At 61.2% G+C, this 24,152-nt stretch carries 18 protein-coding genes and 2 pseudogenes; 17 read left to right on the forward strand and 3 right to left on the reverse strand.

The features are described 5' to 3' along the window. Positions 1–7: 7 nt before the first annotated feature. Positions 8–1,383 (forward strand): annotated as a pseudogene (locus KI235_RS11720) (L-serine ammonia-lyase). Positions 1,384–1,589: 206 nt separating this feature from the next. Here the strand turns inward: KI235_RS11720 and KI235_RS11725 are convergent. Together KI235_RS11725 and KI235_RS11730 are read right to left on the reverse strand one after the other, a co-directional pair. Beyond that, positions 1,590–1,859: pseudogene (locus KI235_RS11725) on the reverse strand (site-specific integrase); the annotation flags it as partial. 244 nt (positions 1,860–2,103) lie between these two features. Then, entirely contained in the window at positions 2,104–3,276 is a 1,173-nt protein-coding gene (locus KI235_RS11730; RefSeq protein ID WP_212795748.1) for a prolyl oligopeptidase family serine peptidase, read from the reverse strand. A gap of 428 nt (positions 3,277–3,704) precedes the next feature. On the opposite strand from KI235_RS11730, the gene KI235_RS11735 reads away from it, so the two are divergent. Next, positions 3,705–5,624 carry a methyl-accepting chemotaxis protein gene (locus tag KI235_RS11735; RefSeq protein WP_212795749.1) on the forward strand — a complete coding sequence of 640 codons (1,920 nt, stop codon included), beginning with the start codon at positions 3,705–3,707 and terminating at the stop codon, positions 5,622–5,624. A gap of 25 nt (positions 5,625–5,649) precedes the next feature. Here the strand turns inward: KI235_RS11735 and KI235_RS11740 are convergent, their stop codons facing one another. Continuing rightward, positions 5,650–6,561, reverse strand: a complete 912-nt coding sequence (locus tag KI235_RS11740) for a LysR family transcriptional regulator (RefSeq protein WP_003200355.1) — start codon at positions 6,559–6,561, stop codon at positions 5,650–5,652. Between the two features lie 325 nt (positions 6,562–6,886). On the opposite strand from KI235_RS11740, the gene KI235_RS11745 reads away from it, so the two are divergent. The 15 genes from KI235_RS11745 to KI235_RS11815 all read left to right on the forward strand — a co-directional run bounded on the left by KI235_RS11745 (position 6,887) and on the right by KI235_RS11815 (position 24,071). Then, positions 6,887–7,825, forward strand: a complete 939-nt coding sequence (locus KI235_RS11745) for a VOC family protein (RefSeq protein ID WP_003200357.1) — start codon at positions 6,887–6,889, stop codon at positions 7,823–7,825. Between the two features lie 15 nt (positions 7,826–7,840). Beyond that, positions 7,841–8,203: a Rieske 2Fe-2S domain-containing protein gene (locus KI235_RS11750; RefSeq protein WP_013692904.1), complete on the forward strand. Its 363-nt coding sequence runs from the start codon at positions 7,841–7,843 to the stop codon at positions 8,201–8,203. A gap of 178 nt (positions 8,204–8,381) precedes the next feature. After that, positions 8,382–9,506 (forward strand): FAD-dependent oxidoreductase, encoded by a 1,125-nt coding sequence (locus KI235_RS11755; RefSeq protein ID WP_013692905.1) that lies wholly within the window; start codon positions 8,382–8,384, stop codon positions 9,504–9,506. A gap of 128 nt (positions 9,507–9,634) precedes the next feature. Continuing rightward, on the forward strand, positions 9,635–11,314 hold the full coding sequence (locus tag KI235_RS11760; RefSeq protein ID WP_043042112.1) for a DUF1302 domain-containing protein: 1,680 nt from the start codon (positions 9,635–9,637) through the stop codon (positions 11,312–11,314). Positions 11,315–11,326: 12 nt separating this feature from the next. Then, positions 11,327–12,691 (forward strand): DUF1329 domain-containing protein, encoded by a 1,365-nt coding sequence (locus tag KI235_RS11765; protein ID WP_212795750.1) that lies wholly within the window; start codon positions 11,327–11,329, stop codon positions 12,689–12,691. 72 nt (positions 12,692–12,763) lie between these two features. After that, positions 12,764–13,867 (forward strand): YCF48-related protein, encoded by a 1,104-nt coding sequence (locus KI235_RS11770; RefSeq protein WP_041931151.1) that lies wholly within the window; start codon positions 12,764–12,766, stop codon positions 13,865–13,867. A 4-nt stretch (positions 13,868–13,871) separates the two neighbouring features. Continuing rightward, a complete protein-coding gene (locus KI235_RS11775) occupies positions 13,872–16,400 on the forward strand; it encodes an MMPL family transporter (RefSeq protein WP_043042114.1) in 2,529 nt (842 codons plus the stop codon). A 126-nt stretch (positions 16,401–16,526) separates the two neighbouring features. Continuing rightward, positions 16,527–17,729 carry an MFS transporter gene (locus tag KI235_RS11780; RefSeq protein ID WP_043042115.1) on the forward strand — a complete coding sequence of 401 codons (1,203 nt, stop codon included), beginning with the start codon at positions 16,527–16,529 and terminating at the stop codon, positions 17,727–17,729. A gap of 48 nt (positions 17,730–17,777) precedes the next feature. After that, positions 17,778–18,815 (forward strand): aromatic ring-hydroxylating dioxygenase subunit alpha, encoded by a 1,038-nt coding sequence (locus KI235_RS11785; protein WP_123351377.1) that lies wholly within the window; start codon positions 17,778–17,780, stop codon positions 18,813–18,815. Beyond that, positions 18,815–19,765: a PDR/VanB family oxidoreductase gene (locus tag KI235_RS11790; RefSeq protein WP_060613732.1), complete on the forward strand. Its 951-nt coding sequence runs from the start codon at positions 18,815–18,817 to the stop codon at positions 19,763–19,765. Before KI235_RS11785 ends, KI235_RS11790 begins: the two co-directional genes overlap by 1 nt. Positions 19,766–19,828: 63 nt before the next feature. After that, positions 19,829–20,401, forward strand: coding sequence for a cupin domain-containing protein (locus KI235_RS11795; RefSeq protein WP_212795751.1), 573 nt, complete (start codon positions 19,829–19,831; stop codon positions 20,399–20,401). Beyond that, complete coding sequence (locus KI235_RS11800; protein ID WP_013692914.1) at positions 20,398–21,390, forward strand: fumarylacetoacetate hydrolase family protein; 993 nt, start codon at positions 20,398–20,400, stop codon at positions 21,388–21,390. The genes KI235_RS11795 and KI235_RS11800 overlap by 4 nt, the downstream gene beginning before the upstream one ends. Then, positions 21,381–22,388 carry an NAD-dependent epimerase/dehydratase family protein gene (locus KI235_RS11805; protein ID WP_212795752.1) on the forward strand — a complete coding sequence of 336 codons (1,008 nt, stop codon included), beginning with the start codon at positions 21,381–21,383 and terminating at the stop codon, positions 22,386–22,388. The genes KI235_RS11800 and KI235_RS11805 overlap by 10 nt, the downstream gene beginning before the upstream one ends. After that, positions 22,375–23,160 (forward strand): cyclase family protein, encoded by a 786-nt coding sequence (locus KI235_RS11810; protein WP_003200387.1) that lies wholly within the window; start codon positions 22,375–22,377, stop codon positions 23,158–23,160. Before KI235_RS11805 ends, KI235_RS11810 begins: the two co-directional genes overlap by 14 nt. Further along, entirely contained in the window at positions 23,157–24,071 is a 915-nt protein-coding gene (locus tag KI235_RS11815) for a LysR family transcriptional regulator (RefSeq protein WP_032833224.1), read from the forward strand. The genes KI235_RS11810 and KI235_RS11815 overlap by 4 nt, the downstream gene beginning before the upstream one ends. The last annotated feature ends 81 nt before the right edge of the window (positions 24,072–24,152 follow it).

A 24,152-nucleotide genomic window follows, 5' to 3' on the forward strand; every position in this document is an offset into this window, starting at 1 on the left:
GTTGAGTATGTCGCTGAGTGTTTTTGATCTGTTCAAGGTGGGCATCGGTCCTTCCAGTTCGCACACCGTCGGTCCCATGCGCGCAGCCGTGCGCTTTTCCGAGGGACTGAGGGACCAAGGTTTGCTGGAGCAAGTGGAGAGTGTTCGGGCAGAACTGTACGGTTCTCTCGGCGCCACAGGAAAAGGGCACGGAAGCGACAAAGCCATACTGCTGGGGCTGGAAGGGGAGTACCCGGATACAGTCGATACCACGGCAGTAGAGGCAAGGTTGTCGATAATTCGCGGTTCCGGAACCCTGAAGCTTTTGGGGGGAAGTCCATTCGCTTTGTTGAGAAAGAGCACCTGGCGATGATCCGTAAGCCTTTGCCCTATCACCCAAACGGCATGATCCTGCGTGCATTCGACAGGGCTGGCTTACAGATTTGTAGCCGTGAGTACTACTCGGTGGGCGGCGGGTTTGTGGTGGATGAAGAAGCGATAGGGCTTGATCGTATCGTCGAAGATCAAACGCCACTTCGTTATCCTTTCTTGACTGGACGGGAGCTGCTTGAGCAGTGCTCACGTAACGGTCTCTCGGTCAGCCAGTTGATGGCCGAGAACGAGAAGGCGTGGCGTAGTCCGGAGCAAACCCGTGAAGGTCTGCTGCATATCTGGCAAGTGATGCAGGATTGCGTGCTTGCTGGCTGCCGCAACGAAGGCATCATGCCTGGCGGGCTGAAGGTCAAGCGTCGTGCTGCGGCGTTGCACCGTCAGCTCAGTGGTAGTCCTGAGGCCAATCTAAGGGACAGCCTTTCAGTGCTCGACTGGGTCAACCTTTATGCCCTGGCGGTTAATGAGGAAAACGCCAGTGGGGGCCGTGTAGTGACAGCACCCACTAACGGCGCCGCTGGTATCGTCCCGGCGGTTCTTCACTATTACCGCCGGTTTGTACCCGGGGCGGATGAAGAAGGGGTGCAACGGTTCCTGCTCACTGCCGCTGCAATCGGGATTCTCTACAAGGAAAACGCGTCGATTTCTGGCGCAGAAGTCGGTTGCCAAGGTGAAGTGGGGGTGGCTTGTTCGATGGCGGCTGGAGCGCTGTGCGAAGTCCTCGGTGGAACGGTGCAACAGGTAGAAAACGCGGCGGAAATTGGCATGGAGCACAATCTCGGCCTGACCTGCGATCCCATCGGTGGTCTCGTCCAGGTTCCTTGCATTGAGCGAAATGCCATGGGTTCGGTGAAGGCCATCAACGCCGCGCGCCTTGCTTTGCGTGGTGATGGGCAACATTTCGTCTCGCTCGACAAGGTGATCCGCACCATGCGTCAAACGGGAGCGGACATGAAAAGCAAGTACAAGGAAACCGCGCGAGGCGGTCTTGCGGTGAACATAATCGAATGCTGAGTCAGACGTCAGAGTGATCTGCCCTTAATCGCAGAACAACGCGAACATGAGCTGTCGCAACCACCGATTGGCCGGATCTTTGTTGTATTGGGCCCTGGTAGATGCGCACGAGGTGCGAACCTGGGCGAAGGGCAGCGACAATTTAGCATCCGAAAAATTTTCGGAAAGCACCACTGAGAGTCTCCCTTGAGGGTCTTGAGTTCCTAAAAAAAATGCAGGGCGAAGGGGGAGAGGAAGACATGGTGGTCTTGTTTCTTGCCGCGGGTGCCTTTGATGTTTTCACTGGGGAGGAATCAGGTCTGCCGGTCCAGATCGACATTTTTCCATTCGGCCTGCAACAACTCGCCAATCCGGCACAGCGTGCCCAGGCTGATCCAGAACGCGAGTTGGGTTTCCTTCTCTAGCGGCCGAATGCTGTCATATTTTTGGCCTGCGGGGAGGGCGTTGTAATCGGCGGTCATTTGCTGGAAGCGGTTTGTGCAGTTCCAACAGCTCAGCCGGGGGAGGATGCGGCTTCTTTTTGGCGAATTACCCCTTTTTCGCTCTTGAAACACCCCAGAAACAAGTCCAGAATCAAGTCTTTTCCTGCCCCGGCAAGAAAAGAAACCCCTTACATTTCAACGAGTCAGACGCCAGATAAGAGTCTCGTTTCCTGCTCCAAGATTCACAAAAAAGCCACTCATCGAGTGGCTTTTTTGTGCCTGAGAAATGTCACAGCGTTTAGATGTACTGCGCTAGGTGAGTACGCCCGCCGAGCACTTCAGCCACCCAGTCGGCAATGTATTGACCAGCATTGATACTGTTATCGAAACTCGAATGCTGCACGCCGCCCTCACGTTCGGTGAAGACTTTCAGCTCGCGCTTTGGACTGTTGACCAACTGCTCGAAGGTGCGGTGTGCCCACTTCAGCGGAATCTGCGAATCCTTTTCTCCGTGGGTGACCAGGAAAGGCACCTTGATGCGATCCAGGATGCCGTCCAGATGAACATTCTCGGCGATGGTCATGAACTCATCGGTGTCTTTGGCGCCCCATACCCAGGCCACATGCGACCAGTAATGCGGCACCGGAAAGCTGCCTTCCTTTTCCAGGCGACGTTTCTGCACATCACGCCAATCATGGTTGGCACCCCACACGACGCCGCAAGCGAAGCGCGGCTCGAAGGCTACCGCGCGCGGGCAGTAGTAGCCGCCGAGCGATACTCCTTCCAGGCCAATGCGTTTGGCGTCGACATCGTCGCGGGTTTCCAACCAATCCACCACGGGGCTGGCCCAATGTTCGCTGTCGAAACGCGCAGTCAGATTATGTAGCCGGAGCGCTTCGCCCGTCCCGGGTTGGTCGATGATCAACGATGACACGCCACGTTTGGCCAACCAGGCGGGCAGGCCGACGCGGTATTTCATTTCTTTGGTGGAATCCAGACCATTGACCTGGACCAGGATCGGCGCTGGGCCGCTGACGCCTTCGGCACGGACCAGCAGACCGGAAATGTGTTTGCCTTCGTAAGGGATTTCAACGCGCACGCAGTTTTCTCGTGCCAGTTCGATACCGCGTTGGAAGGTGTGCAGAAAGCGCTGGTACAGCTCCGTGCGGCCAGGGGCACCATGGGCCTGCAGGCGTTCGCAGCTCAGGTAATAGGTCGCGGCGCGGTTGTATTTTTCACCGGCAGACAACATCCGCCCCTTACTTTCGTCTTCTTCAGCCAGGCCGCACAGCTTGTCGGCCATGTTCGCCCAGGTCTCACGGAAGGCCTTGCTACCGGCGGCGTCTGGTTGTTTGGCGGCCTCTTGCAACGGCGCGCACATCTCTTCGATTTCGCCGATGCGGGCGCCCATTTCAATGGCCAGGTCGACGGAAAGATTCCACACGTAGTTGGTCGGGAAGTAGCGAAACATGATTGTTATTGTCCTTGTGCGAGCAATGGCAGGCGGCCAGGTCTGGCGCGGGGATGGCCAGGCGACGGTTCGAAGCAGGCTAAGGGGAGGCCAATGGTTTGGCCAATCGCGAGTCGGGATGGGAGGTATTGCGAACGCTGATAGAGCGTATGTGCGCCGTGGCCTAAGGGTTTTCTACTCACTGTTCAAGCCGCAAATCCGGATACCTATCATCGTACTTTGCGATTGCTCATAACGCGGGATGCGATTGGTGTCGTCGAGGTACGACTCATTAGAGTTGCTGCTACACCGCGCTATTGGTCGGAGTCCCGGGCGCGCACAACAACAAGAATAAGGTATCGGCAGATGAGTGAGTCCAAACCCGGCACAGCGATCAGCCTGGTCGCCAAGGGCAGGCTGTTTTTCCACGACCGTGCGAGGAGTTGGACATGCCCGTACTGAGCCGTGTGTTTGGCAACCTATCGGTGGGGGCCAAGCTGTCGCTGGGTTTTGGCCTGGTGCTGCTGGTGACATTGGCGGTGGCAGTCACTGCTTTTCGTTCCCTGGGTGTGTTGCAGCAGCGCGGTGAACAATCGCGTCAGGAGTCGTCGATCCAAGCACTGATCCTGCGCGCGCGTATCGCCGAGAAAGCATTCGCCCTGGACCTTGCTCCACAGCGCCTGGAGCAGGTCCGCGAGGCGATCGGCACACTGAACCGGCAACTCGATGCTGAGCCCGCCAATAGCGCAGTACGCACGGCCGCTGGCACGTATCTGGAGCAGTTTCTCGGCTATGCCGATTCGTTGCGTCGGGCTCGGGAGGCGCGCCTGCGCATGCAGGCACTGGCGCAGACGGCTGGCGACAGTTTTACCCTGCTGTTTCTCGATCAACTGGATGCGCTTAACACTCGGTTAGGGCAGGGGACGCCACCGAGCAGCGATCAGATGGTGTTGCTTGAGCAGACGGCCGCATTGCGGGACAAGCTCGCCAAACTGCGTGACAGCGAGCTGTACTACTCGCTCGATGGCGAGGAGCGTTACCGCAGCGATTGGGAAATGAGCATGAGTGACCTGCTGGCCGCCATGCAGGCGCTCGCCTTGGATGAGCAGCAAGGCGAGTCGCTGCAGGAGGCGAGCGGGGCTTTGGGCGACTATCGCAAGGCCTTCCTCGAGTTCGTCGACAGCCGTCAGCAAAGCGCGCAAAGCAGCACGGCCATGAACGCGCAAACCGAGCAGGTAAGTCAACTGCTGACCCAGGCCGATGAACAGCAAAGGCAGGCGGTACTGGACGATAACCGTGATGCCAATCGCCAATTGGGTTTGATCACTGTCCTGGCGCTCGCCTTGGGCATTGGCGCCAGCCTGCTGATCCGCCAGTTGATTGTGCAACCGTTGCGCCAGGCTGTGCAGTTGGTCCAGCGCGTGGCGGCGGGGGACCTGAGTGATCCGCCGTCAGACAGTGGTCGTCGTGATGAGTTGGGCCAACTGTTAGGCACCGTGGGCAGCATGCTAGGCAGTCTGCGGGGATTGGTCGGGCGCATCGACCGTGGTGTCGGCTCGCTTAACGGCATGGCCGGCAGCTTGGCCGAAGTGACCTTGAGCAACAGCCGTGGTGTCGAACATCAACGCCAGGAAACCGAACTGGCCGCCACCGCCATGCAACAGATGGCCGCCACGGCGCAGGAGGTCGCGCGCAACGCGGGTGAGGCCAGCGAAGCGGTGGCGCATGCCGACCAACAGGCGCGTGAAGGCGATGAGTTGGTGCGTCAGGCGAGTGACAAGATTGACCATTTGGCTGTGGAAATGGGCGGTTGCGCTGAAGCCATGCGGTCGCTATTGGTGGAGAGCGCGGCGATTGGAGGCGTGCTCGATGTGATCAAGGCGGTGGCCGAGCAGACCAACCTGTTGGCGCTCAACGCCGCCATTGAGGCCGCACGCGCGGGCGAGCAGGGGCGTGGCTTTGCCGTGGTCGCCGATGAGGTTCGCGGTCTGGCACGGCGCACCCAACGTTCGACCACGGAAATCGAAGGGTTGATCGTCCGCCTGAGCAATGTTGCCCAACAAGCCGCCGAGCGTTTGCAAGGCAGCCATGTGTTGAGTGATGAAACGGTGGTGCTGGCTGCGCAAGCCTCCCAGGCGCTGGCGCGGATCACCCGGGCGGTGTCCAGTATCGAGCAGATGAACCAGCAGATCGCTGCGGCCGCCGAACAGCAGAGCGTGGTGGCCGAGCAAGTCAGCCAGAGCATGACACGGGTGCGCGAAGTGGCCGAGGGCAGTGCCAGGGAAAGCCTGCAACTGCAAGTCTCAACGGCCGACTTGCAACAGGTTGGCGGCGAGCTCAAGGCGGCTGTCGGGCACTTTCGTACCTGACCTCGCCTGCGAGTAATGGTCGCTACTACTGCTCCAGCTCGTTGATGATCTGACTGATTTTCGCCCGCAGCCAACGGTGCATAGGATCCCCCTCCATGGTCCGATGCCAGAGCATGAACTCACGCATCACCGGGATTTTCACCGGTGGTTGCACGATGCGTAGCGGCAGGTAGTTGGCGTAGAGCCTGGCCATGCGCTGGAGCATCGTGGCTACACGTTGGGTGCCGACGATCAACTGCGGCAAGGTGTTGAAGTCATGGGTCACCACTTCCATGCGACGGGTGAAACCGTACTGGCTCATCAGCCATTCTTCGACGCTCAGTTGCCGGTTGCGGCCAAAAATCACTGAGACATGGCCCATCTCGATGTACTGATCGAGGCTGATGCTGTCGCCCACTAGTGTGTTGCCATCCCACACGACGCAAACGTGCTCTTCTTCGAACAGAAGCTGCGATGGGTGGCCTTCGATGAGGTAGCGCTCAGGCACGATCATCATGTCGGCCTCACCGCGCATCAGCATCTCGGTGGACGTGTCGCCGGGGCCCAGCAGTTCGAAGGTGATGTGCGGGGCTTCCAGGGAGATCTTCTGGATCACCCGGGCAAACAGGACGCTGATCAGATAGTCCGAAGTGATCAAGCGAAAATGGCGTTTGCTGGTGGCTGGGTCGAACACCGGTTTGGCGGTAATCGAGGACTGGATCGTCAGCAGCACCTGGCGCACCGGTGCCGCCAGTTCACGGGCATAAGGCGTGGGCTGCATCTTGCGTCCTACCTGCGCCAGCAGCTCATCTTCGAAGTAGAGGCGCAGCCTGCCCAGTACGCCGCTGGTGGCGGATTGGGTCATGTGCAGGCGTTCAGCGGCGCGGGTGATGTTCTGCTCTTCCAGCAATACATCCAGCGCCACCAGGAGGTTGAGATCCAAGTGGTTAAAACGCATGGCGGTCTCGATTCTTGTATTTATTTTGTAAATACCTTCCGGCCTTCCTATCGCGGCGTCAAGTCCCGCGAGTGGGTGAATCGAACGATGACTGTTCGATTTTTCAGGCCATTTGCGCTGTGCAGCCAGGTATCGCGTTTGCCGATAGGTCGCATCCCGACAAGCGATTAGTCAGTGAGTTTGTCCCCCTTCAGTATCAGCCCACAGTCGGTTGGCGTGACGCTTGATCGACTCCAAGACCAGCCTCGGCAGCGCTCCGCCTGGCACGGCTCCCGTAAGCGGGGTGCTGGCCTGCGCTGAATAATTACAATGGAGTGGTAACTCAATGAACATCATTGGCCTTGATGCCTTGATTTTTGGCGTCGACGACATTCAAGCCTGTACCCATTGCCTGCGTGACTACGGCCTGCTGCCTGTCGATGTCGACAGCGAGGGCGGACGTTTTGAAGCACTCGACGGCACGGCGGTGATCATCCGTCGTGCGGACGATGCCCGTCTGCCGGCGGCCATCGGGCCCGCCCCCTCGATTCGTGAAACCGTTTATGGCGTGGCCAGCGCAACTGATCTTGAGGCCATCGCCGATGAACTGGGGCGCGATCGCCCGGTGACCCGCGGTTCCGATGGCTCCGTGCACAGTGTGGACGACATGGGCTTTGCCATTGGTTTCCAGATCAGTGTGCGGCGTGCGTACAGCGCGCCAGCCGACCTGACCAATGCACCGGGCCATGCCCCCCAGCGCCCGGTCAACCAGCCGGGCATCAACCCCGATATGCAGGCCTTGCCTCGAACTTTGTCCCATGTGGTGTATTTCGTACCGGATGCGGCCAAGGCCGAGGCCTTTTACAAACGCCTGGGCTTCGTGACCACCGACACCTTTGTTGGCGCGGGCCCGTTCATGCGTCCCGCCGGTTCCGATGACCATCACTGCCTGTTCATGATCCAGACGCCACCGCACATGAAGGGTTGCGAGCACTTTACCTTTCACATGGGCAGCGGTACGGAAGTGCTGTTGGCCGGGCGCCGCTTCGAACAGCAAGGCTGGACCAGCTTCTGGGGGCCGGGCCGTCACCTCTTCGGTTCCAACTGGTTCTGGTACTTCAACAGCCCGCTGGGCTGCCACATCGAATACGACGCCGACATGGACAAGCACGATGACGCCTGGCAGGCGCGCCAGGCGCCATTGTCGGCGGATAACTCGCAATTGTTCCTGTTCACTTCCCGGGAAAAATGGTTCCCCAGCGGCCCGCCGCCCAAGCAGGCCTGAGTGCGGAGGTCGTCCGTGAGTCACGACGCCATTGTTCTGTGTCGCCTGGATGACGTGGTCGAAGGGCAGGCCCGCGGGTTCGATCCCCTGGGCACGGGGAAGGACAGCGTGTTCGCCCTGCGCCATGGCGGCGAGGTGCGGGTCTATCGCAACAGTTGCCCGCACCTGGAGGTGCGGCTGGAGTACCGCAAGGACCGTTTTCTCAGTGTCGATGGCAGCCAGATCGTCTGTTACGCCCATGGTGCCCGGTTCCTTCCGGACAGTGGCCTGTGCGTCTACGGGCCGTGCCTGGGGGAACGCCTGAGTGCGCTGCAGTGGCATGCAGAGGCCGATTGGCTGGTGCTCGGAGCGGGTCAGTTGGAAGCGTGTGGACCTTAGTTAACGTATCGCAGTTGCTGATACATCGTATCCCTACATGCGATTAGTCAAACGCCTGCTTTGCCGAGAAAGTGAACACAACGCGGTAGCGAATGCGTGCAGAAACAGCCGGTCGTGAAGCCTGGGATCGCTCTGGCAGAACGCTTGCGTGAATAACAAGAATAAGAGTGAGACGAGCATGAACGCAGTGAAAAAGGTGCTTATCGTCGGTGGTGGTATCGGTGGTCTGTGTGCCGCAATCGCTTTGCGTCGCAAAGGTATCGAAGTCGATCTTGTCGAGCTCAAGACGCAGTGGACCGTCTACGGCGTTGGCATCATCCAGCAGAGTAACGTCGTGCGTGAGATGGCCAAGTTGGGTGTGTTGGACGGCTACTTGGATGCCGCCTACGCGTTCGAGGATTTGACCATCAATACCACGGCTGGTGAGCAGCTGGTACGAATCCCCGGTCAGCGCCTGGCCGGCCCCGAGTATCCGGCCAACGTCGGCATCTCGCGCCTGGCCCTGCATCAAGTCCTCAGCGAAACCACCATTGCCTTGGGCGCCTCGATTCGCTTGGGCCTGAGCGTCGAGACTCTGGAACAGGTGGATGCGGGCGTTGATGTGCTGTTCACCGATGGCAGTCGCGGCCGTTACGACCTGGTCGTGGGCGCCGATGGCCTGTACTCAAAAATGCGCGGCTTGCTGTTCGGCGACCAGTACCCGCCGCGCTTCACCGGCCAAGCGGTGTGGCGCTACAACTTCCCACGCGCCGCCGGGATCGATCATCTGGCCACCTTCCAGGGACCTGCCGGTAATGCCGGGCTGGTGCCACTGGGTCGCGACCAGATGTACCTGTTCATGACCTCCCACGAGCCCGCCAACCCCAGGATGGATGCCGCCACGCTGGCGACCCAGATGCGCCAACGCCTGAGCGGTTTTACCGGGCCGATCGGCGAATTGCGCGAGCAAATAATCGACAGCGAACAGGTGATCTACAAGCCGCTGGAGGTGGTGTTTGTCAGTGAGCCTTGGTACTGCGGCCGTGTCGTGTTGATTGGCGACGCGGTGCACGCCACGACGCCGCACCTGGGCCAAGGCGCCGGCATGGCCATTGAAGATGCCGTCGTGCTTGGCGAAGAGTTGGTCGCCGGCGGCAGCGTTGAACAGCAGCTCGAACGCTTCATGGCGCGCCGTTATGAGCGCTGCAAATTCATCAGCGAAAGCTCGGTGCTGGCCGGTGAAAAGGAAATGGCCCACGACAGCAGCTTCGACCGGATCGGCCTGGTCAGGCGGATGCTCGAGGTCACGGCACAGCCCATCTGAGGCGCCGACAAAACCGAATTCGCTCTCCCATGGATGCTTCATGCCTGTGCAGGCTTGGCCCGGTTCGACTGTGGGCGCCGTTTCACCAGAAGAGCTGACATACAACAACAATAAAGAGGGTTACTTCGATGGCTACTCGCAAGATCGCTGCGTCGCGGCGCGTCCCGTTCACCCTGACCCTTGCGGCCAGCCTGGGGCTTGGCGCTTCGGCTGCCCAAGCCTTTCAGATCGACACCGGCAATCCCGATCTCAGCTTGCGCTGGGACAACACGCTGAAGTACAGCGCGGCCTGGCGTCTCAAGGACCCCAGCAGCAAGCTCAGCCAGGGCCAGACGGCGTTGAACCAGAATGACGGCGATAACAACTTCGGCAAGGGGCTGATCTCCAATCGCCTGGATATTCTTTCCGAACTGGACATCGGCTTTCACAACTTCGGTGCCCGTGTGAGCGGTGCCGCTTGGTACGACACCGTCTACCAGGACCGCAACGACAATAACGACGCGGCCAGTGCCAACCAACGTTCGGTGGGCTTCGACGAGTTCACCAGCGATACCCGTCAACTGCACGGGGGTGACGGTGAACTGCTGGACGCCTTCGTCTACTGGAATGGTGAGCTGGCCGACCGTACGTTGTCGGTTCGCGCCGGGCGCCACGGCCTGATCTGGGGCGAGAGTCTGTTCTTCGGCGGCAACGGCATTGCCGGGGCCATGGCGCCGGTGGACGTGGTCAAGGCGCAATCAGTGCCCAACACTCAGTTCAAGGAAATCACCCGACCGGTCAACCAGCTCTCGACCGCCTACCAACTGACCGACGATGTGTCGTTGGGCGCCTTCTATCAATTGGAATGGGAGGCCACCCGCTTGCCGGGCGCCGGTAGCTATTTCTCCACCAGCGATACCATCGGCGACGGCAATGAACGGCTGATCACCGGCGGGCCGTTCCCGGATTTCCTGGGCGGCAATGCCAACAGCCCGGCCGCGTTTTTCCATGGCAAGGACAAGAAAGCCAGGAGTTCCGGCCAAGGCGGCCTGCAGCTCAAGTACAACACCGGGACGACGGATTACGGGCTGTACGCGCTGCAGTATCACGAGAAGACGCCCTCGTTGTATTTGAAACCGAATGCCACCGGGCCGAACTTCAGTACCGGGCAAGTCGGCGAATATTCCTGGGTTTACCCGGAAGACATCCGCGTCCTGGGCGCCAGTTTCGCGACTTCCGTGGACGAGTACAGCTTTGCCGGTGAGGCATCCATGCGCTGGAACATGCCGCTGGTGTCCAACGCCCAGACCGTCCTGGCGGGTGTCGACGCGGACAACAACGATGACGCCTTGTACGCCGTTGGCCGGACGGCCCACGTCAACCTCAACGTCCTGGCGTCGCTGGGCCCTTCCTTCGTCGCCAATGAAGCGAGCCTGACAGGGGAAGTGGCTTGGAACCGCCTGTTGGCCGTGACCAGGAACCGCGCAGCCCTCGACCCTAACGCCACCGATGACGGCCTGGGCCTGAAGCTGGTGTACACGCCCACCTATCGCCAGTTTTTCCCTGGCGTCGATATCAGCGTGCCGCTGGGCATCAGCTACTTCCCCATGGGCAAGTCGGCGGTGATCAGCGGGTTTGGCCCCGATAGAGGAGGGGACATGAACATCGGCGTCTCCGCCACCTACCTGGACCAAGTGACCGTAGGGCTGACCTACACCCACTTCTACGGTCCCGAGGACACCAGCCTCAACGCCGCCAACCAGTTCAATTACAAGCAGTCGTTGAAGGACCGGGACTACCTGGCTTTCTCCGTCAAGACCACGTTCTAAGAGGATTTGCGCATGACCATTCAGTTCACTCTAAAGGCCTTGTGCTTAACCCTGCTGGCCGCCGCCGCGCCGATGACCTTGGCCGCCAGCGCTGAACAAGCGGCCGCGCTGGGCAAGACCCTGACACCCTTCGGTGCCGAGAAGGCGGGCAATGCCGACGGCAGCATCCCGGCCTGGGACGGTGGCTACACCAAGGTCGATCCAGGCTATGTCCCGGGCGGCAAGCGGGGCGATCCGTTTGCCGCGGACAAACCCTTGTACAGCATCACCGCCCAGAACCTGGCCAAGTACGCCGACAAGCTCAGCGACGGCACCAAGGAGCTGTTCAAGCGTTTCCCGGACACCTACCGCATCGATGTCTATCCGACCCGGCGCACAGCCGCCGCGCCGCAGTGGGTCTATGACAACACGTTCAAGAATGCGACCCGCGCCAAACTGGTCGACAGCAGCGCCGGCCTGATCCCCGACGGCGCCTATGGTGGGATCCCGTTTCCGATTCCACAAAACGGTACCGAAGCCATCTGGAACCACCTGCTGAACTGGCGCGGCACTTCGGTGGCGGCGCATTTTCGCCACTATCTGATGACGGCCGACGGCAACCAGGTGATGACCAGCGACGGCCTGTTGACCCAGGAGATGCCCTACTACTTCGAGGAGGGTGGTCCTGAAAACTACTCGGGTGACTACTGGCAGGTGCACTTTGTCAATTCCGGCCCGGCGATTCGTGCCGGCGAACAGATTTTGGGGCGTGAGAACATCAACGGCGAAAAATCCCAGGCTCATGTCTATCTGGCCGGTCAGCGCCGGGTGCGCACGCTGCCCAACGCCTGCTGCGATACACCGACGCCGTCCACTGCCGGTGTCATGTCCTTCGACGAACTGTTCGTGTGGCAGGGCCGTACGGACCGGTTCGACTGGAAACTGGTGGGCAAGCAGGAAATGTATGTTCCCTACAACACCAACAAGGTGCAGACCGCTGCCCAGCCGCAAGACCTGTTCGCCAAACACCATCTGAATCCTGACTACGTGCGTTGGGAGTTGCACCGCGTCTGGGTAGTCGAGTCGACGTTGGCCGCCGGTAAGCGTCACCAGTTGCCCAAAGGCCGCTACTACCTCGACGAAGACACCTGGCAAGCCCTGCTCGGCGACCGTTGGGACGCCAGCGGTCAACTGGCCAAGACCCTCTGGTCCCTGCCTTCCGTACTGCCCGACCTGCCAGGCCTGGTGCAACTGTCTGCCGGTTTTTATGACCTGACTTCGGGGGCGTGGTTTATCCAGAACGTCTACGCCGGATTGCCGGATCAGTATCACGCGGTCGATCGCTACAAGGCCTCGGAGTTCTCGCCAGCGGCGATGGCCGGTCGCGGCGTGCGTTGAGTCTGAGCTGAGCGTGAAGGGCAGGCCTGTCGGCCTGCCCTTGGGGTGCGAGTGTTTTTCCGAGGTTAGGTTATGAACAGAATCAGTCAGGCGAGCGCTGTGCTCTTGGCCCTGTATTTGCCCTTCGCCGCCACCGAGTGCCTGGCAGGGCCGACTGCCGTGGGCGCACCGTTGAGCACCCCGGCCATGCCGGTGCCGGCGGCGCAGAAGAGCGTATTGATCGACCTGGCGCGGGCCGGCACACGTCTGGTGGCCGTGGGCGAGCGCGGCCTGGTATTGCTCTCCGACGACAACGGGCAAAGCTGGCGTCAGGCCCCGGTACCGGTTTCGGTCAGCCTGACGGCGGTGCAGTTTGTCGATGCGCGCAATGGCTGGGCAGTGGGTCACGCTGGCGTGGTATTGGTCACCCGCGATGGTGGCGAGCACTGGACGCTGCAACTCGACGGTGCGCGTGCGGCTCAGCTCGAACTGGACGCAGCCAAGGCTGACCAAGCCACGGCAGCCAACCCGGATGACGCATTGGTACGCGTACAAAATGCCGAGCGTCTCGTCGCCGATGGCGCCGACAAACCCTTCCTGGCGCTCGAGTTCATCGACGCACAACACGGGCTGATCGTCGGTGCCTACGGCCTGGCGCTGTGGACCGCGGACGGCGGCGCCACGTGGCAGTCGCTGATGGGGCACATCGCCAACCCGAACGGGATGCACTTGTACGCCATCAGTCATCAAGGACCGCGCTGGTTCCTGGCTGGCGAGCAGGGTTACCTGGCGCGCTCGGATGACGACGCGGTGTCGTTCAGTCAGTTGGAAAGTCCCTATGAAGGCAGTTTTTTCACCTTGCAGAGCCGCGCCGATGGCGCCCTGTTGGTGGGTGGCCTGAGAGGCAATGCCTTTATCTCCAATGACGGTGGCGCAAGCTTCCAGCACCTGTCTGTCCCTATGCCGATTTCTTTCAACGACGCCACCCGCCTGGCCGGCGGCCAAGTGCTGCTGGTCAACCAGGGTGGCGCACTGTTTCTCAATGGTGAGCAGAACGGGGCGACGTTGCAGCCACTGGGCGAGCCCTTGGGAAAACCTGTTTCAAGTGTGATCGAGGCCGCCGATGGCAGCTTGATCGTTGCCGGTTTCACCGGGCTGCAGCGTCTTGCGCAGCCATCCACTGCCGCTTCGGAGTGAGGTTATGACGTCCCCTGGTAATTTTTCCCAGTCCCCCGCGAATGCGTTCGAAGACTTTGATCCGCGTTCCGGTTCGGTGCTCGAGCGAGCCCTGTTCAACCATCGCCTGTGGGTGTTGCTGCTGTGCCTGGCGACCACGCTGGTGCTGGGTTGGCAGTCCAGTCGTGTCGAGCTCAACGCCAGTTTCGAAAAGATGATTCCCACTCATCATCCCTACATCGCCAACTACCTTGAGCACCAGAAGGAACTGAGCGGGCTGGGTAACGCGGTGCGCATCGCTGTGGTCAACAAGCGGGGCGACATCTACGACAGCGCCTATCTCAAGACGCTGCAGGCGTTGAGCGACAAGATTTATCTGCTGCCCGGTGTCGACCGCGCGTACATGAAGTCGCTCTGGACACCGGCCACGCGCTGGGTGGCGGTGACCGAAGCGGGCCTGGACGGCGGGCCGGTCATTCCAGACAACTACGATGGCGGCGCCGCCAGCCTCGCGGCATTGCGGCGCAATGTGCAACTGTCCAACGAAATCGGCCAGTTGGTGGCGTTCGACCAGGCTTCGAGCATCATCCAGGTACCGCTGCTGCAGCGCACCCCCGATGGCCAGCCGTTGGACTACACCCGGCTGTCGCAACAACTCGAATCGCTGCGCAGCCAATACCAGAGCGACAGCATCGACATTCGTATCACCGGTTTCGCCAAGAAAGTCGGTGACCTGATCGCCGGCCTGCGGCAGATCCTGGTGTTCTTTGCCGTGGCGATCCTGATCACCACGGTGGTGCTCTATTGGTACACCCGCTGCATTCGCAGCACCTTGCTGGTGGTGTTCTGCTCATTGGTGGCGGTGGTCTGGCAGCTCGGCCTGTTGCCGCTACTGAATTATCAACTGGACCCCTATTCGGTGCTGGTGCCGTTCCTGGTGTTTGCCATTGGCATGAGCCATGGGGCGCAGAAGATGAACGGCATCATGCAGGACATCGGGCGGGGCATGCACCGGGTCGTCGCTGCGCGCTTTACCTTCCGCCGCCTGTTCCTTGCCGGTCTCACCGCGCTGCTCTGTGATGCGGTCGGTTTCGCGGTGCTGATGATCATCAAGATCCAGGTGATCCAGGACCTGGCGATGATCGCCAGTATCGGTGTGGCGGTGCTGATCTTCACTAATCTGATCTTGCTGCCGATATTGCTTTCCTATGTCGGGGTCAGCGGTCGCGCCGCGCGACTGAGCCTGAAAAGCGAGCACGCTGAACAGGCCGGTCAGAATCGCCACGGGTTCTGGCGCTTCCTCGACCTGTTCACCCAGCGCCGGTGGGCGGCGTTGTGCATTGCCCTGAGCCTGGCGTTGGCGACGCTCGGCTTCATCGTCAGCTTGCAATTGAAGGTTGGGGATCTGGACGCAGGCGCGCCCGAGCTGCGGGCAGACTCGCGCTACAACCAGGATGACGCGTTCCTGACCCGTCATTATGGCGCCAGCAGCGATCTGTTCGCGGTCATGATCAAGACGCCAGCCAGCGCCTGTTCGCGCTACGACATCCTGCGCAAGGTCGATGCCCTCGACTGGCAGTTGCGCACCTTGCCAGGGGTGGATTCGACCAATTCCCTGGCGCTGCTCAACCGCCGGATGCTGGTGGGCCTCAGCGAAGGTAGCCCGAAATGGTATGAGCTGCAGAACAACCAGGCGATGCTCAACATGGTCACCGCCGGAGCACCGCGCGGGTTGTACAACGAAGACTGCAGCTTGCTGACACTGTACGTCTACCTCTCCGACCACAAGGCGCAAACCCTGACCCGCCTGGTAGATCACGTCGAACAGTTCGCCGGGGCGAACAATACCGACGAGGTCCAGTTCCTCCTGGCCGCTGGCAATGCCGGGATCGAGGCGGCGACCAACATCGTCGTCAAGCAGGCCAACCGCGAAATGCTGTTCTGGGTCTACGGTGCCGTGATCCTGCTCTGCCTGATCACCTTCCGTTCCTGGCGCGCCACGATTTGCGCGGTGATTCCGCTGATGCTCACCTCGATCCTCTGTGAGGCGCTGATGGTCTGGCTGAACATCGGCGTCAAGGTCGCGACCTTGCCGGTGATCGCCCTCGGCGTGGGCATCGGCGTCGACTACGCGCTGTACGTGATGAGCATCCTGCTCGGTCATATGCGCCAGGGCACAAGCTTGTCTGAGTCGTATTACCGGGCACTGCTGTCCACCGGCAAGGTGGTGATGCTGACCGGGGTGACCCTGGCGATCGGCGTGGCCACCTGGATGTTTTCGCCGATCAAGTTCCAGGCTGACATGGGCGTGCTGCTGGCCTTCATGTTCGTCTGGAACATGGTCGGTGCACTGGTTCTGTTGCCGGCCCTGGCTCACTTCCTGTTACCGAGCAAACGTGTCAGCACGGGGCAGGCTGAGGCCAGACCCAGCCACCTGACGAGCCTGCCGCTGATGCCGGCCGTAGCCGAGGAGGGGGCCTGCGTGAAGCACTCGCTGCGCCTGACTTCGGGACACGATCAAACGACAACAGCCGCCAATCCCGTCGCGTCATAACAACAAGAAAGGACTTTCCCATGCCTCGTGTATCGCTGTTCCAGCAGTCTCTATGGCTTGACCTTATCGCCGGCCTGAGTGCCTTCGGCATGGCGTTCTGCGCGACCCAACCACCGGAGGTGCGCGATGAACGTTGAACGCCAGGCGCGGCTGCCGCAATCCTTGTTGCTCTTGCTCGGCAGTTGCCTGCCGGTGCTCGGTGCGGTGCTGCTGGCCCCCATCCTGCCGCGTATGCAGGAGCACTTCGCCGACACGCCGGGTGTAGCCGTGCTGGTGCCCATTGCCCTGACGCTACCGGCATTGATGATTGCGCTGTTGGCACCCGTGGCCGGGATTATCGCCGACCGGCTCGGGCGCAAGCCGTTGCTGATCGGTGCGATGTTTCTCTACACCGTCTGTGGGGTGCTGCCGCTATGGCTGGAGTCGCTAGAGGTCATCGTGATCAGCCGCGCCGGCATCGGTGTGGCCGAGGCGGCGATCATGACCTGCTGCACCACGATGATGGGCGACTACTACAGCGGTGCGCGGCGTGAACGCATGTTCGCCCTGCAAATGGTTGCGACCTCGTTGTCGGCGGCGATTTTCATTGCCGTCGGTGGCGTGCTCGGCGAGCACGGCTGGCGCACGCCGTTTGCCCTGTATGGGCTGGGGCTGGTGTTTCTGCCGCTGATGGTCTGGTTGCTGTGGGAGCCGCGGGCGCAGGTCGTCACCGCGACAACAGCGGCGGGCAGGGCATTCCCCTGGCGCCCCCTGGCACCGTTGTATGCCCTGGCATTCCTGGCGGGCTTGAGCCTGTTCATCGTACCGGTACAAGTCGGTTACCTGCTCAACCTGCTGCATGTCGAAGGCTCGCAGCAGATCGGCATGACCATGGGCGCCAGTCAGTTTGGCGTCCTGGTCGGCGCCCTGAGTTTCCGTCTGTTGCGTGGTGTCCCTGCGCACCGGCAGATGCTCCTGGCTTTCGTCGCGGCCGGTATCGGTGGCGGGCTGCTGGCGGTGGTCGACAGTCATGGGCTGGTGGTGATCGCCGTCCTGATCAATGGCCTGGGCATCGGCCTGATGATGCCGACCCTGCTCACCTGGATCATGAGCCAGGTCGACTTCCAACAGCGCGGCCGCGCCGCCGGCGGCTTCACGGCGATGTTCTTTGCCGGTGAGTTCGCCAGCCCGCTGGTGGTGTTGGCGATTACCGGGGGAATGATCAGCGCTTTGCCAGCCGCACTGGGAATCGTCGCGGGCGTTCAACTGCTGGTGGCCCTGGCCTGCATTCGGTTGCGTGGCCGCAGGTCAGTTTTTCCCGCTGCGGTTGCCGCAGACACTGATCGCTGATCTGCCCATCCGACGTGTCATCAAAATAAGAAAAACGAGGAGAACATCATGAGTTATTTGCTCAACACCTGGTACATCGCTGGATGGGCGGACGAGCTGGCGCAAGGTGGGATGCTTGGCAGAACCATCGTCGAGCAACCCATCGTGTTCTTTCGCAATAGCCAGGGTGCGATCCAGGCGCTCGCCGATCGTTGCCCGCACCGTTTTGCCCCGCTGCACATGGGCAAGATTGTCGGCGACAGCGTTCAGTGTCCGTACCACGGCTTGCGTTTCGATGGCAGTGGCCAATGTACGCACAATCCCCACGGCGATGGGAGTATCCCCAAGGCTGCGTGTGTCCGCGCGTTCGCGGTCGCTGAGCGCCATGGCGCGATCTGGGTCTGGCCTGGCGATCCGAATTTGGCCAACGATGCGCTGATCCCTGATTTTTCCTTCTTCGAGCAGGCGCCTACCGATGCCAAAGGGCACGGCTATTTGCCTACGCGTGCACACTATGAGCTGCTGGCCGACAACATCATGGACTTGAGCCACGTTGATTTCCTGCACCCCGATACGCTCGGTGGCGGAGCGTTGTCCCGCACGCGCGCCACCATCGAGGAGTTGCCCAATGATCGCGTGCGCATCAGTTGGTGGGCGCCTGATGATGTACCTCCACCGGCCTTCGGCGCTCATCTTGAGGATCCGACTCGGGCGGACGTCTGGGCCGAGGTCATCTGGCACGCCCCCGGCCTGATGCTGCTGGGCAGTGGCGCCACGCCTCCAGGGTGCCCCAGGGAAGAGGGGCCCGTGACATGGAACCTGCACCTCATGACACCGCAGGACGCGACCAATACCCATTACTTCTTTGCCAACACGCGCAGTTTCGAGCAGGACAACGCGCAGTTGAATGCCTTCGTCCAGGAAATGTTGATTGGTATTTTCGCCGGTGAGGACAAACCCATGGTCGAGGCTCAACAGCGCCAGATTGGCGAGGTTGAGCTGCTTGGCCTTAACCCGGTGTTGCTGCCGGTCGATGCAGGGGCTGTGCGTTGTCGACGTGTTCTGCGTCGGTTGATCGCCGCTGAACAGCCGATGGGTAGCCAGTGATGATCGATGTCGTTGTGACCCGCAAACGCCTCGAAGCCGAAGGCATCTACAGCTTTGAACTGGCCCCGGTCGAGCATTCCATCTTGCCGGCTTTCAGCGCCGGCTCGCATATCGACGTGCACCTGCCCAATGGCCTGGTGCGCCAGTACTCGCTGTGCAATCACCCTGAAGAGCGCCATCGCTACCTGCTGGGCGTGTTGCTCGACCCGGCGTCTCGCGGCGGTTCGCAGGCCATGCACGAACACGTGCACGAAGGTAGCCGGCTGCGCATCAGCGAGCCACGCAACCTGTTCCCGCTGGAGCATGCGGCCGGGTACAGCGTGCTGTTCGCAGGCGGCATCGGCATTACGCCGATCCTCTGCATGGCCGAGCGCCTGGCTCGGATTGGCGCGCCTTTCGAGCTGCACTACTGCGGTCGCTCGGCTGAACGCATGGCCTTTATCGACTACATCCGCCATTCGCCATTTGCCGACCGTGTGCATATCCATGTGGACGACGGTGAGGATTCCCAGCGTCTCGACACGGCCCGGGTTTTATCCATGCCCGCCGCCGATCGCCACCTGTACGTTTGTGGCCCTACTGGTTTCATGGAGCACGTGCTCGGCACTGCGCGCGAGCAGGGCTGGGCCGAGGCGCAACTGCACCGTGAGTACTTTACCGCCGCTGTCCCGACGGGTGAGGCGGGCGGCTTTGAGGTGCAGCTGGCCAGTTCGGGGCGGTGTCTGCAGGTGCCTGCCGATCGCAGTGTGGCGCAGGTGCTGCTGGAGTCCGGTATCGACATCCCTTTGTCTTGCGAGCAGGGCATCTGTGGCACCTGCCTCACGCGCGTACTGGAAGGCGAGCCGGACCATCGCGACATGTTCTTGACCGATGCCGAGCGAGCCCGCAACGACCAGTTCACGCCGTGTTGCTCGCGTGCCAGGAGCGCCCGACTGGTGCTCGATCTCTAAGGTTTTTCCATGAATCCATCTTTATCCGCTGCCGTGCTTCGCCAACTGATTGAGGACTCGAACATGCAACAACTTCCTGGTTTCAAACGCGTGGTCACCAGGCACGATGCCCAAGGCCAGGCGGTAGTCGCACTCAGCGGCCCGACGCCCAACAGCTTCGCGCTCAAGGCCGTACCCGGCACGGTCTTCCATGAGATCTGGAACAGTGACGCCAGCCCGGCCGTGCTGGACAACGGCGACGACCCCACCCGCAAGCCGCTTCAATTGAGTCCGGCCCCGCTGGGCAGTGTGATTCGCGTGGTGGATATTCCGCCTGACAGCGTGCAGAACCAGGTCAGTGCCGAGGACGCGGCGGCGGCCTTCGCCGAAATTGGCCAGGCCCATGCCGGCACGGGGCAGGCTGATTCCAAGCACAAGCTGATGCACCGCACCGAAACCCTCGATTACGGCGTGGTCACCGAGGGTGAGGTCTGGCTGGTGCTCGATGGCGAGGAGGTGCATCTCAAACGCGGTGACATCGTCGTGCAGCGCGGCACCAACCACGCCTGGAGCAATCGCACCGAGCAGATGGCCCGCATGCTGTTCGTGCTGCTCGATGGCCGCTTCGCGCCCGAGTTGCAAGGAGAACAGGCATGAAGCTCAGTACTCTCAAGAATCACAACCGCGACGGTTGCCTGCTGGTGGTGTCCCGCGACCTCGCCTGGGCGGTGGATGCCAGTGATATTGCCGCGACGCTGCAGGATGCCATCGATCATTGGTCCAGCGTCGAGGCCGCTTTGCGCGTGCGGTATGAGGCCTTGAATGAGGGCACCCAGGCCGGTGCCTTTGCCTTCGATCCAGCGCAGGCCGCCGCACCCTTGCCGCGCGCCTGGCAGTGGTTGGATGCCTCGTCGTTCCTCAGTCACGGGGAGCGGATGCAGAAGGCGTTTGCGCTTGATCCGATCGAAGGCGTTGAACACACCCCGCTGATGTACCAGGGTTGCGGCGATGATTTCCTGGGCCCCCACGACGACATCGTTCTACCGAGTGAGGCCCACGGCATCGACTTTGAAGGCGAGTACGCGGTGTTGGTCGATGACGTGCCCATGGGCTGCTCGGCAGAACAGGCCGCCAGTCATATTCGACTCATTCTGCAAGTCAACGATATCAGCCTGCGTGCGCTCGCCCCCCGTGAAATGAAGACTGGCTTCGGTTTTATCCAAGCCAAATCCTCATCCAGCTTTGCCCCGGTGGCGGTCACCCCCGACGAGTTGGGCGAGGCCTGGCGCGATGGACGTGTGCACTTGCCGCTGAAGGTTGAATGGAATGGCAAGTGGTTTGGCCATGCCCATGGCGGCGCCATGCATTTCGGTTTTCATCAGTTGATTGCCCATGCGGCGCTGACCCGGCGCCTCAGGGCGGGCTGCCTGATCGGCTCCGGCACCGTCTCCAATGCCGACCCCACGGTTGGCGCTGCCTGCATCGCCGAACGTCGTGCCGTCGAGATGATCGAGCGAGGCGCGCCACAGACACCTTTCATGCGCTTCGGTGATCGCGTGCACATGGAAGTCTTCGACCAGCAAGGGCAATCGGTGTTCGGGGCGATAGACCAGTGTGTCGTGTGTGGAGGCCTCCCATGCGCGTGATGATTACCGGGGCCAATGGTTTTGTAGGCCGGGCGCTGGTGAAACGATTGCTCGAAACCAATGAGTTACTAGGCCGGACGATCAGTACGTTGATCCTGCTGGATAAAGAGCTGGTGGGCTTTGCTGACGATAAGCGCTTGCGCCGGCAATGCGGCAGTGTGACCGACGCCGCGTTATTGCGCCGAGCGTTGGCCGATGGCATTGATGTGGTTTTTCACTTGGTCAGCGTCCCGGGTGGCGCGGCCGAGCAGCACTATTCGCTGGGCTATCAGGTCAACCTGTTGGCAAGCCTGGAATTGCTTGACCAGTTGCGCGAACAGCCGGGCCGGCCGGTGCTGGTGTATGCCAGCAGCGTGGCGGTGTACGGCGGCGACCTGCCGGCCCGCATGGATGAGCGTGCGGTGCCGAGCCCGCAGTTGAGTTACGGCGCGCACAAGGTGATGGTGGAAATGGCGCTCAACGACCTTGCCCGACGAGGCGAGGTGGACGGTCGTGCCGTGCGCCTGCCCGGCATTGTCGCGCGTCCACGTGAACCCAATGGACTGCGCTCGGCGTTCATGAGCGACCTGCTGCACGCCTTCGCCGAAGGCCAGCCATATTGCTGTCCGGTCTCGCCGCAGGCGCAGGCATGGTGGATGTCCGTGCGGTGTTGCGTGGATAACCTGCTACGGGCCGCCGAACTGCCGGCTGCTAAGCTCGGTGAGTCACGCGTTTGGCAACTGCCGCTGTTGCACCTGTCCGTTGCCCAGGTCATCGATGCCTTGGCCGCGGCCTATGGCCAGGAACGCCGCGCATTGATCAGCTTCGCACCGGATGACGGGCTGCAAGCGTTGTTCGGCAATTTTCCGGCGATGAAAACCCCTCTGGCCCGCGCCCTTGGCTTTCGCCATGACGGCTCGGCAGCCGCCTTGATACGTAACAGTTTGAACACGGCTACCCCGATGCGTCGTGCGCGTGGGCGGGTGGCGCTTGGAGTGAGCGAAAATGCAACCAACTAAACGCCGCCTGGTGGACCTGTCCGTTACCCTGGACAACAACCCTTACACCGATCCACCGCCGTTGCTGCCGAAAATCGACTACATGGACCATCAGCAAGGCTGGCCGGAGATGGCTGCGATGTTTCCCGGCCTGTCCAAGGCGCAACTGCCCGGCGACGAGTCCTGGGCGGCTGAGCGCCTGCAGATCACGACGCACAGCGGTACGCATATGGACGCCCCTTGGCACTACGCCTCGACCACGGACGGTGGCAAGCCGGCTTTCGGCATCGACGAACTGCCGCTGGACTGGTGCCTGCAACCGGGCGTGAAACTGGACTTTCGTCATTTGCCGGATGGCCATGTGGTCAGCGCCGCCGAAGTGCAGGCTGAGCTGGCGCGCATCGAACACGTCCTCCAGCCGTTGGACATTGTCCTGATCAACACCCGCGCCGGGGCGCTGTTTGGCCAGCCTGGGTATCTGGATGCCGGGGTTGGCATCGGCCGCGAGGCCACGTTGTATCTGCTCGAGCGTGGCGTGCGGGTGGTCGGCACCGATGCCTGGAGCTGGGATGCGCCGTTCAAGTACACGCGCGAACGTTTCGCGGCCACGGGCGATGCTTCGATCATCTGGGAAGGGCACAAGGCCGGACGTGACATCGGCTACGGCCAGATGGAGAAACTGGCCAACCTGGAATGCCTGCCAGCCCATGGTTTCCAGGTGTCCTGTTTCCCCTACAAGATCAGGCACGCTTCGGCTGGTTTCGTCCGTGCCGTAGCGATTTTCGAGGAATGAGCGTGACTGCGGACGCTGCTTTGACGATTGTCGATCCTCGATGGACATTGTTTGTGCGGGTCGCGGCGGCTGGAAGTCTCAGTAAAGCGGCTGTTTTACTGGATATGCCGCAGTCCATGGTCAGTCGAAACATTGCTCAGCTCGAATCGCAATGTGGCGAGCGGCTGTTTCATCGTACTGGCCGTGGAGTGCTCCTGACTGAGTTTGGGGAGCAGTTGCTGCCTTGCGTATCGAGTCTTATCGCGGACGCCGAAGGCCTGGCCGATGACATTCGTACCCGGCGTGGGAAACCCGTGGGGGAGGTGGTCGTAGGGATGCTGCCTTCGGCGGTCCGGCGGTTTGCCGGTACGCTTTTCGCGGCGGTACAAGCACAGATGCCGGGTGTGAGATTGCACCTGATCGAGGGCGCGAGTGCGCAACTCGAAGAGCAGTTGCAGGATGGTCGTCTGGATATGGCGCTGGTCCTGCGCGAGAACGAAGCCAGCATCGGCGAGGCGTATCTACTGGCCAGGCTGGCGCTGCATTTGATAGGGCCAGCCAGCGATCCGCTCTTTGCCGAGCGAGACATTGCGTTAGAGCGGCTATCTGGATTACCACTGGTAGTCCCGGGGCGTCCCCATCTGTTAAGGGCCAGGCTCGATCATCTGGCCGCCGAACAGTGCGTGGAGTTGTGCGTTGCCGTGGAAGCCGACTCCGTCCAGCTCCAGTACGAAGTTGTCGCGGCTGGCGGAGGTTATGCGATTGCCTCTGTGCTGCCGGGCTCGCTGGATCAACGACTGATTTCATCGCGCATTATCGAGCCCGTGCTGGAGCGCTTTGTGGTGCTGGTCGAGTCGCCCCGTCGCCCCTTGACCCGTGCTTCCCGTGAAGTGCGACGGCTGATTTGCAATCTGTCCATGCCATCGATTTGAGCGATAGCTGCTTTCGATCCCAAGCAGTATCCGGTGGGGTGCGCGCCTCGTAGGGTGTCAGTCAATCAATGATTGATACCC

This window comes from Pseudomonas sp. St386 (genome assembly GCF_018325865.1).
Classification (GTDB): domain Bacteria; phylum Pseudomonadota; class Gammaproteobacteria; order Pseudomonadales; family Pseudomonadaceae; genus Aquipseudomonas; species Aquipseudomonas brassicacearum.